This is a genomic window from Ideonella aquatica (assembly GCF_018069755.1).
Lineage (GTDB): Bacteria > Pseudomonadota > Gammaproteobacteria > Burkholderiales > Burkholderiaceae_C > Ideonella > Ideonella aquatica.
This window is the reverse complement of record NZ_JAGQDE010000015.1, coordinates 63,237-75,668: the sequence shown is the minus strand read 5'-3', so window position 1 is coordinate 75,668 and position 12,432 is coordinate 63,237. Positions and strand designations below refer to the sequence as shown.

Genomic DNA, 12,432 nt, shown 5'->3' with positions numbered 1-12,432 from the left:
GTGCGGGCTGGTGATACATCCAGTATGCTGGCGCCTTGATGTCGGCCTGTGCCCCCACGCTCAACCCTGCCCAGCAAGCCGCCGTGGACCATGGCGACGCGCCCTTGCTGGTGATCGCCGGCGCCGGCTCGGGCAAGACCATGACGCTGGCCGCGCGCCTGGCGCGGCTGGTGCAGCACGGGGCCGATCCGCAGCGCATTCTGCTGCTGAGCTTCTCGCGCCGCGCCGCGCACGAGCTGGCGCGCCGCGCCGGCCGCCTGCTGCACCAGGCGCTGGGCCTGCCGCCCACCGCGCGCGCGCCACTGCTGCCCTGGGCCGGCACCTTCCACGGCATCGGCGCACGGCTGCTGCGCGAGCACGCCGAGGCGATCGGTCTGCCGCCCAACTTCAGCATCATCGACCGCGCCGACGCCGAGGACCTGATGGGCCAGTGCCGCCAGCAGACCGGCGTGGCCGACAGCAGCACCGAACGCTTTCCGCTGAAGGCCACCTGCCTGGCGATTTACTCGCGCGCCGTCAACAGCCGCGAGCCGCTGGACGCGCTGCTGCGCGAGCACTGGCCCTGGTGCGTCGCCCATGAGGCCGCGCTGCGCCGCCTCTTTGGTGCCTATGTCGCCGCCAAGCAGGACCAGCAGACGCTGGACTACGACGACCTGCTGCTGTGGTGGCTGGAGATGCTGCAGGCCAGTCCCGAGATCGCCGCCGCGCTGGACGCGCGCTTCAGCCATGTGCTGGTCGACGAGTACCAGGACACCAACCGCCTGCAGGAGGCCATCCTGCGCGCCCTCAAGCCGCAGGGCCAGGGCCTGACGGTGGTGGGCGACGACGCGCAGGCGATCTACGGCTTCCGCGCCGCCGAGCTGCGCAACATCCTGGACTTCCCCGCCCGATTCACGCCGCCCGCGCAGGTGGTGACGCTGGAGGAGAACTACCGCAGCACCCAGCCCTTGCTGGACGCCAGCAACGCGGTGATCGCGCTCGCCCCCGAGCGCTTTGCCAAGACCCTGTTCAGCCGGCGCGAGAGCAGCGAGAAGCCGCTGCTGGTGGCGGTGGACGACGAGGCCGCCCAGGCCCGCTGGGTGGCCGACGAGGTGCTGCGCCTGCGCGAGGGCGGCCTGAAGCTCAAGCGCCAGGCGGTGCTGTTTCGCACCGGCAGCCACAGTGCCGCGCTGGAGCTGGAGCTGGCGCGCCGGCGCATTCCCTTCGTCAAGTTCGGCGGCCTGAAGTTTCTGGAAGCTGCGCACGTCAAGGACCTGCTGGCGCTGCTGCGCTGGGCCGACAACCCGCGCAGCCGCTTGGCAGGGTTTCGTCTCTTGAACCTGCTGCCCGGCATCGGCCCCGGCCGCGCCACCGCCCTGCTCGATGCGATGGACGCCTCGCCCGAGCCCTGGGCCGCGCTGGCCGCCGCCCGCGTGCCCACGGCGGCGCGCGCCGACCTGGCCGCCTTTGCCGCGCTGTGCGACACGCTGCGCCGCGGCGATCACGGCTGGCCCGACGAGCTGGCGCTGGCCATCGACTGGTACACGCCGCAGCTGCAGCGCCTGCATGAAGAAGACGCCGCCGTGCGCCTGCTCGACCTGCAGCAGCTGCAGCAACTGGCCGCCGGCCACGGCAGCCGCGAGCGCTTCCTTACCGAGCTGACGCTGGACCCGCCGGAGGCCACCAGTGACGAGAGCGGCCCGCCGCTGAAGGACGAGGACTACCTGATCCTGTCCACGCTGCACTCGGCCAAGGGCCAGGAGTGGCAGGCGGTGTACCTGCTGAACCTGGTCGACGGCTGCCTGCCCTCCGACCTGTCCACCGGCAGCGCCCAGCAGCTCGAGGAAGAGCGTCGCCTGCTCTACGTGGGCATGACGCGCGCCAAGCGCCACCTGCAGCTGATCGTGCCGCAGCGTTTTTACGTCACGCAGCAGCGCGCGCTGGGTGAGCGCCACCTGTACGGCGGCCGCAGCCGCTTCATCCCCGACGCCCTGCTACCGCTCTTTGAGGCCGACTCGCCCGCCCGCCGCGCCCGTGTGGCGGCGGCAGCCGACGAAGCCGCCAAGGGCCCGCCCACCAAGCCGCCGCTGGACCTGCGCGCGCGCCTGCGCTCAGCGTGGTGAATGCGCGGCGGGCGGCAGCGGCGTAGCATGTCGGCATGCGCCGCATGCTGACCCCTGTCCTGCTGTCCGTCGCCCTGGCCCTGGCGGGTTGCGCCACGCCCGCCCGCTTCGCGCCCGGCGAGCCGCTGAGCTCGGTGCTGGCGCGCCTGGGCCCGCCCACCGGCGAGTGGGACACCCCCGGCGTGGGCCCGGTGCTGGAGTACGCCACCGGCCCCTTCGGCAAGACCACCTGGATGCTGCAGTTCGACATGCAGCAGCGCCTGATGCGTGCCGAGCAGGTGCTGAACGAAAACAACTTCGGCGCCATCGTCGCCGGCATGAGCGCCGACGAGGTGCGCCGCCGCATCGGCCCGCCGGCCAAGCGCTTCCGCGTGGCGCGGCCGCCGCAGACCGTCTGGGCCTACCGCTACGACCCGCCGTTTTGCCAGTGGTTCATGGTGGGCATGGGCGACGATGGCCAGGTGATGGACACCGCCTACGGGCCTGACCCCGCCTGCGAGGTCAATGGCGACCTGATGTCGTTGGGTGGCCGCCGGCGCTGACTGGGGCATCGCCCTACACTGGCGCGATGATGCAGATCGACTTCGTCTCCGACATCGTGTGCCCCTGGTGCGCGATCGGCCTGGCCTCGCTGGAGCAGGCACTCGCCCAGGTGGGCCCCGAGATCGGCGCGGTGTCGCTGCGCTTCCAGCCCTTCGAGCTGAACCCGCAGATGCCGCCCGAGGGCGAGGAGATCACCCAGCACCTGTCGCGCAAGTACGGCCGCAGCCGCGAGGAGCTGGCGGGCGCCGCGCAGATGATCCAGCAACGCGCTGAGGGCCTGGGCTTCCCGATGCGAACGGCCAACCGCACCCGCATCTGGAACACCTTCGACGGCCACCGCCTGCTGCACTGGGCCGGCACCGTGGGGGAGGCCGAGCAGAAGGCACTGAAGCAGGCGCTGCTGCTGGCCTACCACCGCGACGGCCTGAACCCGGCCGACCCGGCGGTGCTGCGCGCCGCCGCGGCCGAGGCCGGGCTGGACGCCGCCGAGGCCGCTGCAGTGATCGACGATCCGCAGCGCTACGCCGCCGAGGTGCGCCAGGAGCAGGCCCTGTGGCAGCAGGCCGGCATCCACTCGGTGCCGGCGGTGGTGATCAACCGCCAATACCTGGTCAGCGGCGGTCAGCCGCCGGAGGTGTTTGCGCAGGCGCTGCGGCAGGCGGCCGGGGCCGCCGCGGCCTGAACCCGGCACCAACAGGAGGCACCTCGTGACACGATGGTTGAGCGCCGTGATGGCCGGGTCCCTGTCCGCCGCCGTGTGGGCCCAGGAGCCGTCGGACCTGGCCCGCCGGGCCCTGAGCGAAGCCGTCATCGCCCACACTGCGACGGTGGACCACATCGCCACCATCGGCGGCTACGAGTACGAGGTCTATGTCGACCGCAGCGTGGTGCCGCCGGTGGCGGTGGCCACGATCACGTCGGAATCCATGGACCGCCTGCTGGCCACGCCGCAGAAGGGCATGGGTGAGCGCATGACGGCGCAGCATGCCAAGGTGTCGCGCTACCTGGCGAAGCTGACGGGTCGACCCGAGGTCAAGCGCTGAGGCTCGGTCCGCCGCGTCCTTGCGCACGCCGGTCATCCATGGCCTCCGGTATGCCCACCTCCCCGGGGGCGAGAGGTATTCAGGCTTCAGAGAGCTGTTTGTCAGCGGTTCCAGACCAGGGGATTCATCCGCATCGGGTGGTTCGGATTCAGCCATGAAACACACCATGACAGGCAAGTGGTTCCTCGCGGCGTCAGCCGTTTTCAGCGCGGGTGCGGGCGCCACCTTGCTCCCGGCCGTTCAGATCGACACATTGGTCAGATCGGCGGATGTCATCGTGGTGGGGACCTTGTCTGCGGGTGACACATGGCAGGCGTCGCCGCAGCGAGGAACGGTGCGTGTCAGGTCGGTGATCAAAGGATCGCCCTCCCTGTTGGCCACGCCGATCGAGGTGAGTTGGACCGTGCCAGCGGAACTGGTTCGGCAGCGAGCGACGGGGTTGTGGTTCCTGACCGCTGACAAGGACCGCGTCAGCTACCGCGCCACAGGTCAGACCGCGCTGCCTGCCGTGATCGTTGTTCCCGGCACGGGGGTGGAGCGTCCGCCAACGGTGGAGCGCCGACTGGCCGCGATCCTGGCGGGCACCGTGGCCGCGGACGATCAATCCTTGTGCGACGCGGCTGGCGCACCTGGCACGGCCGTGGCATGTGCCGCCCCGCGGCGACAGGATGCATGGGCTGAGTTGCGCAGGCTTCCCGCAGCGGTGGCGTCCGAGCAGTTGCTCCTGTTGGCCAAGCATCCCAGCACTGAAGTGTGCTTGTTGGCTGTGGCAGGACTGGTGGATCTGGGCTCGACCGACCAGGTGCATCGGGTCTTTGATCGATTGCTCCACCCCGACGAGCGAGAAGCGGTGGCCGCCCGCGTGCTGGCCGCCGCGCTGGCCAGAATCTCAAGCGGAGTGATCTCAGCCCAGGATTTCAGAAGGATGTATGGATCGTCAGATCCGTACATCCGGCAAAGTGCATTGGATGGGCTGAGATCAGCTGCCTCGACAGACGATCTCCCCTTCCTGGTGAGATTGCTCGACGACAATGATGTCCGTACGCGATTCATGGCGGCCAACACCATCCTCAGAATCTCTGGCGGGCATCCAGTGAGCGATGCGATCTATCGCCAGCAAGAGGACTCCCTGCGGACGAAGCTCAAGGCATGGGCGGCAGCCCAGCGATCGTGACCTGGCAGGCCGGGCGTCCTGGGACCGTTCGCTGACCGCGGCGCCCTGACTCCCGCCGCAGCGTTCAGCCCGCCACGTCCTTGCGCATCGACCCCGCCACCAGATCAAAGCGGAACATCCGGCACTCGATCGGCCCGTTCCACATCGGCACGCGGCGGCTCTCCTTCAGGCGCATCAGGCTGGGGGTCTTGGCCTCCGGGGTGAGGACCCAGGCGGTCCAGCCGGGGTAGGCCTTCTTCCAGTGGGCGGCCAGACGGGCGTAGAACTCGCCGGCGTCGGCGGCGCCTTCAAAGCGCTCGCCCATCACCTCGCCGCGCACGCCGCCGGTGCCCTGGCCGCTGCCCTTGGGCGCAATGCGCTCGCCATAGGGCGGGTTCATCACGATGGTGCCGGCCTCGGCCGGCGCGGGGCGCTGCAAGGCGTCGGCGGTCTTGAACTCGATGGCGTGGGCCACCCCGGCACGCTCGGCGTTGCGGGCGGCGAAATCGGTCATCCGAAAGCTCACATCGCCCGCGTAGATCTTCACCGCGGGGGCGTGGACGGCGGCCTCGGCGGCGCGCTTCATCTGGCCCCAGGTGCCCAGCAGCGGCTTGAAGGGCAGCAGCTTCTCGAAGGCAAAGCGGCGCTGCCCGCCGGGGGCGATGCCGCAGGCGATCTGCGCAGCCTCGATGGCGATGGTGCCGGCGCCGCAGCAGGGGTCGAGCAGCGGGCCGTCCTGTTCGCGGCCCTGCCAGCCGGCGGCGGCCAGCATGGCGGCGGCGAGCGTCTCCTTGAGCGGGGCTTCGCCCTTGGCCTCGCGCCAGCCGCGCTTGAACAGGGCTTCGCCCGACAAGTCCACACTCAGCTGCGCGTGCTCGGGGCCCAGGTGCAGCACCAGCGACAGGTCGGGGAAGCGGGTGTCGACGCTGGGGCGCTCGCCGGTGGCGTCGCGCAGCGCATCGCACACCGCGTCCTTGATCTTCAGACCCGCGAAGTTCAGGCTGTGCAGCGGGCTGCGCCAGGCGCTGGTGTCCACGCGCAGCGTCTGCGCGGGCGTGATCCAGCGCGTCCAGTCGACCCGGCGGGCCAGGTCGTACAGATCGCGCTCGTCGCGGTAGACGCCGCCGGCCACCTGCCACAGCACGCGCTGGGCCAGGCGGCTGCCCAGGTTCAGGCGCAGTGCGTCCTCGGGCGTGCCGTCGACAAAGACCCCGCCGCGGCTGGCTTCGACGTTGGTGCCCGCAGGCAGCAGGCGCAGGCATTCCTCGGCCAGCAGCGGCTCCACCCCGGCGGCGCAGGGCAGGAACATCACGCCGGGGCCCAGGGCTTCGACCGGTGCCTCGCTGCGGGTGACGCGGCGCGGGCTGTTCACATCGCCTTCCGCAGGTTGGCCGGCGCAATCTTCAGCGCCTCGCGGTACTTGGCCACGGTGCGGCGCGCCACCTGGATGCCCTGCTCTTCCAGCATGTCGGCGATCTGGCTGTCGGACAGCGGCTTCTTGGTGTCCTCGGCGGCGACGAACTGCTTGATCAGCGCGCGCACCGCGGTGGAGCTGGCGTTGCCGCCGGCATCCGTGTTCAGGCTGGAGCCGAAGAAGTACTTCAGCTCGAAGGTGCCAAACGGCGTGGCCATGTACTTGGCGGTGGTCACGCGGGAGATGGTGGATTCGTGCAGGCCCAGTTCATCAGCGATCTCGCGCAGCACCAGCGGCTTCATCGCGATCTCGCCATGGGTGAAGAAGGCCTTCTGGCGCTCGACGATGGCCTGGCTGACGCGCTGGATGGTGTCGAAGCGCTGCTGGATGTTGCGGATGAACCAGCGCGCCTCCTGCAGCCGCGCCGACAGGTTGCCGCCGCCGCGCTGGCCGCGGATGGCCTGGGCATACAGCTCACTCACGCGCAGCTTGGGCATCACGTCGGGGTTGAGCGTGACCTTCCAGTTGCGGCCGCTCTTCACGACGATCACGTCGGGCACCACGATCAGGCTCTCGGCCGGCGCGAAGGGGCGGCCGGGCTTGGGCTCGCAGGCCACGATCAGCGCCTGCGCGGCCTTGACGGTGGCCTCATCGGCGTGGGTGGCGGCGGCCAGTTTCTTCAGGTCGCGCCGCGCCAGCAGCTCCAGGTGGCCGCGGGCAATCGCCATCGCGCAGTCGCGCGCGGGGCCGGCGGGGCGGTGGCGCAGCTGCAGGCACAGGCAGTCGCCCAGGTTGGCGGCGCCCACGCCCGAAGGCTCCATGCTTTGCAGCCAGGCTAGGCCGCAGCGCAGCTGGTCCAGCAGCTCGTCGCGGTCGTCCAGGTCGCCCAGGCCCAGGCTGTCGGCCACGCGCTCGGCGATGTCCTCCAGCGTGCCATCGAGGTAGCCGTCTTCGTCGATCGACTCGATCAGCACATGCACCGCGGCCGCGTCCTGGGCCGACAGGCGCATGCCCAGCAGCTGCTGGCGCAGGTGCTCCTGCAGCGTGGGGCCGCTGACGCTGCGCTCCTGCGGCTCGAAGTCGTCGTCGTTGCCCTGGCCGCTGCCGGTGCCGGGGGTCTCGCGGATGCCGTCGAAGTCGTCGCGCTCGGTGCCGTTTTCCCAGTCGTCGCGCTCGGTGGTGCCGAAGTCGGCGCTGTCCATGCCCGAGGGCTCGTCGCCACCTTCGCCGACCGAGGCGCCGGCGCTGTCGGCCTCTTCGCGCTGGCTGGTGCTGCTGGCGCGGTCCACCGAGGTGAATTCGAAGCCGGGCCCTTCGTCCTCGGTTTCGAGGAAGGGGTTCTGGTCGAGCATCTGCTCGACCTCCTGGTGCAGCTCCAGCGTGGACAGCTGCAGCAGGCGGATGGATTGCTGCAGCTGGGGCGTCAGCGCCAGGTGTTGCGAGAGGCGAACCTGCAGGGTCGGTTTCATCGCGCTCGCCGCTCAGCCGGGATGACGGTCAGGGAATACAGCAGGGCCGTCATGGTCACATTCTGAAGTGCTCGCCAAGGTAGACCCGGCGCACGTCCGGGTTCTCGACGATGTGGGCGGGCGTGCCCTCGGCCAGCACGGTGCCGGCGCTGATGATGTAGGCGCGGTCGCAGATGCCCAGGGTCTCGCGGACGTTGTGGTCGGTGATCAGCACGCCGATGCCACGGGCCTTGAGGAACTGGATGATGCGCTGGATCTCGATCACCGCGATCGGATCGACCCCGGCGAAGGGCTCGTCCAGCAGGATGAAGCGCGGCTGCGTGGCCAGCGCGCGGGCGATCTCCACGCGGCGGCGCTCGCCGCCCGACAGCGCCGGGGCCGGCGAGTCGCGCAGGCTGGTCAGGCTCAGGTCGTTCAGCAGGCCGTCCAGCCGAGTCTGGATCTCGGTGGCCGACAGCGGCTTGCCGTCGGCGCCGTACTGCAGCTCCAGCACGGCGCGGATGTTCTCGTCCACCGTCAGCTTGCGGAAGATCGAGGCCTCCTGCGGCAGGTAGGACAGGCCCATGCGCGAGCGCTGGTGGATCGGCTTGCGGTGCACCGGCTCGCCGTCGATGTGGATCTCGCCGGCGTCGCAGCGCAGCAGGCCGACCACCATGTAGAAGGTGGTGGTCTTGCCGGCGCCGTTGGGGCCGAGCAGGCCGATCACCTCGCCAGCGCCCACCGACAGGTGCACGTCCTTGACCACCACGCGCGCGCCATAGGCCTTGCGCAGACCGGTGGCGTCCAGGCGGCTGGCCGGGCGGGCGGCGGCCGCGGTGTCCACGGCGAGGGCGGTCAACGTGGCGCCTCGGTGCTCTCGGCGCGCGGCACGAAGACCAGACGCGGCCGGCTGGCCGCCGCGCTGCTGCCCGGGCTGCCGCCTTCGAAGGTGAGGGTGTCGCCGGGCTGGTCGTAGACGATCACCGCGGCGGTGGCTTCATCGGCCGGCTGGCCGGCGCGCAGGATGCGCATGCGGGCCTCGCCCACCAGGCGGATGCGGTCGGCGCCGCCGTCGTACTCGATGCGCAGCGCCTGGGCCTCGATGACCTCGTCCACCCGGTCACGCTTCTGGCGGAAGGTGGCGGGCTGGGCGGCGCTGCCCAGCGCGGTGGCGCTGAAGCGGCCGGGCGCGTCCTCGCGCACGTCCACCTTGTCGGCCTTGATCTGCAGCGTGCCCTGGGTGATGACGACGTTACCGACGACCGTGGTGGTGCGCTTGCTCAGGTCCACCGAGGCGGCCTTCTTGCCGTCACTCTCCACCACCAGCGGCTTGGTCCGGTCGGCGCGTTCGGCCTGGACCGGGACGCAGGCCAGCAGCGCCAGCACGGCGATCAGGCAGGAGGAAGGGCGGCGGGACATGGCTGCGGCACGGAAATTGCAGACCATTCTACGGCCCCGACACCCGAGCGCCAGCCCGTTGGCACGAAAAAGACAGCGGTGAACGCTGTCGGTGCGCCGGCTGGGGGCTTAGCCCTCCGCCCAGGCGACGCGCTCGGCAGCGGCGCCACCCCGGCGGGTTCAGGCCTTCGTTCTACGGGCCTGGGCAATCAGGTAGTCGGCCACGGCCAGCGCCTTCTCGTGGGTGCCGGCGGTGGAACCCGAGGTGGTCCAGCGGCCCTGGATGGCCAGCATCGGCACGCCATCGACGCGGTAGGCCTCCATGGCCTGCTTGGCGGCGCGCACCTTGCCGGCCACGGCGAAGGACTTCATGGTGTCCAGCAGCTTGGCGCCATCCAGGCCGTTGGCAGTGCTCCAGGCGGCCACGTCCTCGTCCTTGAGCAGCATCTTGTGCTCGACGTGAATGGTGGTGAAGGCCTTGATGTGCAGCGTCTCGAGCTGGTTCAGCGCCTCCAGCGCGTAGTACAGGCGCTGGTGGATCTCCAGGTTGGGGCGGAAGGCCACCGGTACTCGGCGGAAGCTGACGTCGGCGGGCAGCTTCTTGACCCAGGCGTCCAGTGCCGGATCGAACTGGAAGCAGTGCGGGCAGCTGTACATGAAGAACTCCAGCACCTCCACCTTGCCCGGCACGGACACCGGCACCGGGCTGGCCAGACGCATGTAGTGCGTGCCCTCAACCGGGCCGCCCTGGGCCTGGGTCGCGCCGGTGGTGGCCACGCCGCCCATGGCCACCAGGGCCCCTGTGAAATCGCGCCGGTTCAGCATGTCGTTCGTCCTGTCTCTACTGCGGTGGGAAGTGAGGTGTCAACGCGGGGTGCGACCGCGGCGATGACCGGAAGTTCAATATCGGCCGGGTGCGGCGGTCAATGCGTGCGCTCCAGGCGCACCAGCACGGCCTCGGCGCCGCTGGCCTTCAGGCGGTCTTGCAGGCCCTCGGCCTCGGCGCGGGTCTCATAGGGGCCCAGGCGCACGCGGTGCACGGTGCGACCGCCCTGCTCGCGCTCGGTGACCTTGGCGGTCATGCCCTGCATCGCCAGGCGGGCGCGCTGCTGCTCGGCATCGTCGGCGTTGGAATAGGCGCCGGCCTGCACGAAGTAGATGAAGGGATCCTTCGACACCGCGGCATCCGGGCTGCCGGAGCCCTGGCCGGACAGGATCGCCGCCGGGTCGCGCCCGGGCTTGCCCGGCTCGGTGGCGGGCGCGGCCGGCGCGGGCGCCGACGCCGCGGCGCGTTTCTCGGGCACGACCACCGGCGCGGTGGGCGGCGCGGCCGGGGCGCTGGCCGAGGGCAGCGGCGCCGCCGCCTCATTCACCGGGCGGCTGCCCTGCTTGCCGGCCAGCGGCGCGTTGGGGTCCCAGTTGCGGTTGCGCTCGGCCTCGGCCGCGTCCTGCTCGGGCGTGCGGTGCGGCACCTTCTCGACGAAGGGCACCGGAACCTTGGCGATGTACAGCGCCACCAGCAGCGCCAGGCCCAGGCCGATCAACAGGCCAATGATGATGCCGACGAAGGTGCCGCCGCGCTGGGCGGCGGCCGAGGGGTTGCGGTTCATGCGGTCTCCGGCGCGGCGTCGCGCGACATCTGGTCAGGGGCGCTCACGCCCAGCAGCGCCAGCGCATTGCGCAGCACCTGGCGGGTGGCGGCCAGCAGGGCCAGGCGGGCGCGGGCCAGGGCCGCGTCGTCCACCAGGAAGCGCTCGGCGGCGTAGTAGCTGTGGAAGGCGGCGGCCAGGTCGCGCAGGTAGAAGGCCACGTCGTGCGGAGCCAGGTCGCGCGCGGCGCTGGTCAGCATGCCGGGGTAGTCGGCCAGCTTGAGCATCAGCGCCAGCTCGGTGGGGGCGCTCAGCAGCGACAGCTCGGCGCCGTCGGGCGACAGGCCCTTGTCGGCGGCCTGGGCCAGCACCGAGCAGATCCGCGCATGGGCGTACTGCACGTAGAACACCGGGTTCTCGTCGTTCTGCTTCAGCGCCAGGTCGACATCAAACGTGAACTCGGTGTCGGCCTTGCGGCTGATCAGGAAGAAGCGCACCGCGTCCTTGCTGGTCCAGTCGATCAGGTCGCGCAGCGTGACATAGCTGCCGGCGCGCTTGCTGATCTTGACCTCGGCGCCATCGCGCACCACCCGCACCATGGTGTTGAGCACGTAATCGGGGTAGCCCTTGGGAATGCCGGCGCCCACGCCCTGCAGGCCGGCGCGCACGCGGGCGATGGTGCCGTGGTGGTCGGTGCCCTGGCAGTTGATGACCTTGCTGAAGCCGCGCTCCCACTTGTTGACGTGGTAGGCCACGTCGGGCACGAAGTAGGTGTACGAGCCGTCGGACTTGCGCATCACGCGGTCCTTGTCGTCACCGTCGTCGGTGGTGCGCAGCCACAGCGCGCCGCCCTCTTCAAAGGTCTTGCCGGCCTCCACCAGGCGCTGCACCGTCTGCTCAACCCGGCCGCTGCTGTAGAGGCTGCTTTCCAGGAAGTAGCTGTCGAACTGCACGCCAAAGGCCTGCAGGTCCAGGTCCTGCTCGTGGCGCAGGTAGGCCACGGCGAACTGGCGGATGCCGTCCAGATCCGCCGGGTCGCCCGAGGCGGTGAAGGCGCGGTCGTCGGCCGTCACCGTCTTCTTTGCCAGGAAGTCGGCGGCGATGTCGGCGATGTAGTCGCCGTTGTAGGCGCTCTCGGGCCAGCCGGCGTCACCGGGCTTGAGGCCCTGGATGCGGCACTGGGTGGAGGTGGCCAGCGTGGCGATCTGCACGCCGGCGTCGTTGTAGTAGAACTCGCGGGTGACGTCCCAGCCCTGGGTCTGGAACAGGTGGCACAGGCTGTCGCCCAGCGCGCCCTGGCGGGCGTGGCCCACGTGCAGCGGGCCGGTGGGGTTGGCCGAGACGAACTCGACCATCAGCTTGCGGCCGTTGGCCGGCTGGCGGCCGAAGGCGCTGCCGGCGGCCAGCACCTCGCTGACCACGCTTTGCTTGGCGCTGTCCTTCAGACGCAGGTTGATGAAGCCCGGGCCGGCGATCTCCAGCGCCGCCACCCAGCGCTCGAACGCGGGCTGGGCCTTCAGCGCGGCGATCAGCTGCTCGGCCAGCGCCCGCGGGTTGGCCTTCAGCGGCTTGGCCAGCTGCATCGCGGCGGTGATCGCCAGGTCGCCGTGGGCGGCCTGCTTGGGCGACTCGAAAACGGGGGTGAGGGCGGCGTCGGGGGCCAGCTGCGCGACGGCGGCGGCCAGCGCGGCCTGGAGCTCTGCCTTGGCTTGGATCATGGGGCCCGATTCTACGGTTGGGGG

12 protein-coding genes are annotated in these 12,432 nt (G+C 70.7%); 5 read left to right on the top strand and 7 right to left on the bottom strand.

The window, feature by feature from the left end; all coding sequences use genetic code 11:
* Positions 1-38 precede the first annotated feature (38 nt).
* The 5 genes from KAK06_RS16505 (at position 39) to KAK06_RS16485 (ending at position 4,862) form a co-directional block, all read left to right on the top strand.
* Complete coding sequence (locus tag KAK06_RS16505) at positions 39-2,102, top strand: ATP-dependent helicase (RefSeq protein WP_210803232.1); 2,064 nt, start codon at positions 39-41, stop codon at positions 2,100-2,102.
* 44 nt (positions 2,103-2,146) lie between these two features.
* The gene (locus KAK06_RS16500) at positions 2,147-2,644 is read left to right on the top strand and encodes a hypothetical protein (protein WP_210803231.1); all 498 of its coding nucleotides are present in this window, start codon (positions 2,147-2,149) and stop codon (positions 2,642-2,644) included.
* 26 nt (positions 2,645-2,670) lie between these two features.
* On the top strand, positions 2,671-3,327 hold the full coding sequence (locus KAK06_RS16495; RefSeq protein WP_210803230.1) for a DsbA family oxidoreductase: 657 nt from the start codon (positions 2,671-2,673) through the stop codon (positions 3,325-3,327).
* Between the two features lie 49 nt (positions 3,328-3,376).
* On the top strand, positions 3,377-3,688 hold the full coding sequence (locus KAK06_RS16490) for a hypothetical protein (protein ID WP_210803229.1): 312 nt from the start codon (positions 3,377-3,379) through the stop codon (positions 3,686-3,688).
* 154 nt (positions 3,689-3,842) lie between these two features.
* The gene (locus KAK06_RS16485) at positions 3,843-4,862 is read left to right on the top strand and encodes a HEAT repeat domain-containing protein (protein WP_210803228.1); all 1,020 of its coding nucleotides are present in this window, start codon (positions 3,843-3,845) and stop codon (positions 4,860-4,862) included.
* A 64-nt stretch (positions 4,863-4,926) separates the two neighbouring features.
* Here KAK06_RS16485 and KAK06_RS16480 read toward each other — a convergent pair whose 3' ends face one another.
* The 7 genes from KAK06_RS16480 to argS form a co-directional block, all read right to left on the bottom strand.
* The gene (locus KAK06_RS16480; protein WP_210803286.1) at positions 4,927-6,150 is read right to left on the bottom strand and encodes a THUMP domain-containing class I SAM-dependent RNA methyltransferase; all 1,224 of its coding nucleotides are present in this window, start codon (positions 6,148-6,150) and stop codon (positions 4,927-4,929) included.
* A gap of 59 nt (positions 6,151-6,209) precedes the next feature.
* Entirely contained in the window at positions 6,210-7,724 is a 1,515-nt protein-coding gene (locus tag KAK06_RS16475) for an RNA polymerase factor sigma-54 (RefSeq protein WP_210803227.1), read from the bottom strand.
* A gap of 55 nt (positions 7,725-7,779) precedes the next feature.
* The gene (gene lptB, locus KAK06_RS16470; RefSeq protein ID WP_247652926.1) at positions 7,780-8,562 is read right to left on the bottom strand and encodes an LPS export ABC transporter ATP-binding protein; all 783 of its coding nucleotides are present in this window, start codon (positions 8,560-8,562) and stop codon (positions 7,780-7,782) included.
* Positions 8,559-9,122, bottom strand: a complete 564-nt coding sequence (gene lptA, locus KAK06_RS16465) for a lipopolysaccharide transport periplasmic protein LptA (RefSeq protein WP_210803226.1) — start codon at positions 9,120-9,122, stop codon at positions 8,559-8,561. The genes lptB and lptA overlap by 4 nt, the downstream gene beginning before the upstream one ends.
* Positions 9,123-9,281: 159 nt before the next feature.
* Positions 9,282-9,926: a thiol:disulfide interchange protein DsbA/DsbL gene (locus KAK06_RS16460; RefSeq protein WP_247652925.1), complete on the bottom strand. Its 645-nt coding sequence runs from the start codon at positions 9,924-9,926 to the stop codon at positions 9,282-9,284.
* 98 nt (positions 9,927-10,024) lie between these two features.
* Complete coding sequence (locus KAK06_RS16455; RefSeq protein WP_210803225.1) at positions 10,025-10,711, bottom strand: SPOR domain-containing protein; 687 nt, start codon at positions 10,709-10,711, stop codon at positions 10,025-10,027.
* Positions 10,708-12,408: an arginine--tRNA ligase gene (argS, locus tag KAK06_RS16450; protein ID WP_210803224.1), complete on the bottom strand. Its 1,701-nt coding sequence runs from the start codon at positions 12,406-12,408 to the stop codon at positions 10,708-10,710. The genes KAK06_RS16455 and argS overlap by 4 nt, the downstream gene beginning before the upstream one ends.
* Between the last annotated feature and the right edge of the window lie 24 nt (positions 12,409-12,432).

Bases quoted from the DNA above. Each gene is read 5' to 3' on its own strand.
- KAK06_RS16475 (WP_210803227.1), bottom strand. From the start codon at position 7,724: ATGAAACCGACCCTGCAGGTTCGCCTCTCGCAACACCTGGCGCTGACG.
- KAK06_RS16480 (WP_210803286.1), bottom strand. From the start codon at position 6,150: ATGTTCCTGCCCTGCGCCGCCGGGGTGGAGCCGCTGCTGGCCGAGGAA.
- KAK06_RS16455 (WP_210803225.1), bottom strand. From the start codon at position 10,711: ATGAACCGCAACCCCTCGGCCGCCGCCCAGCGCGGCGGCACCTTCGTC.
- KAK06_RS16500 (WP_210803231.1), top strand. From the start codon at position 2,147: ATGCTGACCCCTGTCCTGCTGTCCGTCGCCCTGGCCCTGGCGGGTTGC.
- KAK06_RS16485 (WP_210803228.1), top strand. From the start codon at position 3,843: ATGAAACACACCATGACAGGCAAGTGGTTCCTCGCGGCGTCAGCCGTT.
- KAK06_RS16495 (WP_210803230.1), top strand. From the start codon at position 2,671: ATGATGCAGATCGACTTCGTCTCCGACATCGTGTGCCCCTGGTGCGCG.
- KAK06_RS16490 (WP_210803229.1), top strand. From the start codon at position 3,377: ATGGCCGGGTCCCTGTCCGCCGCCGTGTGGGCCCAGGAGCCGTCGGAC.
- KAK06_RS16505 (WP_210803232.1), top strand. From the start codon at position 39: ATGTCGGCCTGTGCCCCCACGCTCAACCCTGCCCAGCAAGCCGCCGTG.
- KAK06_RS16460 (WP_247652925.1), bottom strand. From the start codon at position 9,926: ATGCTGAACCGGCGCGATTTCACAGGGGCCCTGGTGGCCATGGGCGGC.
- argS (WP_210803224.1), bottom strand. From the start codon at position 12,408: ATGATCCAAGCCAAGGCAGAGCTCCAGGCCGCGCTGGCCGCCGCCGTC.
- lptA (WP_210803226.1), bottom strand. From the start codon at position 9,122: ATGTCCCGCCGCCCTTCCTCCTGCCTGATCGCCGTGCTGGCGCTGCTG.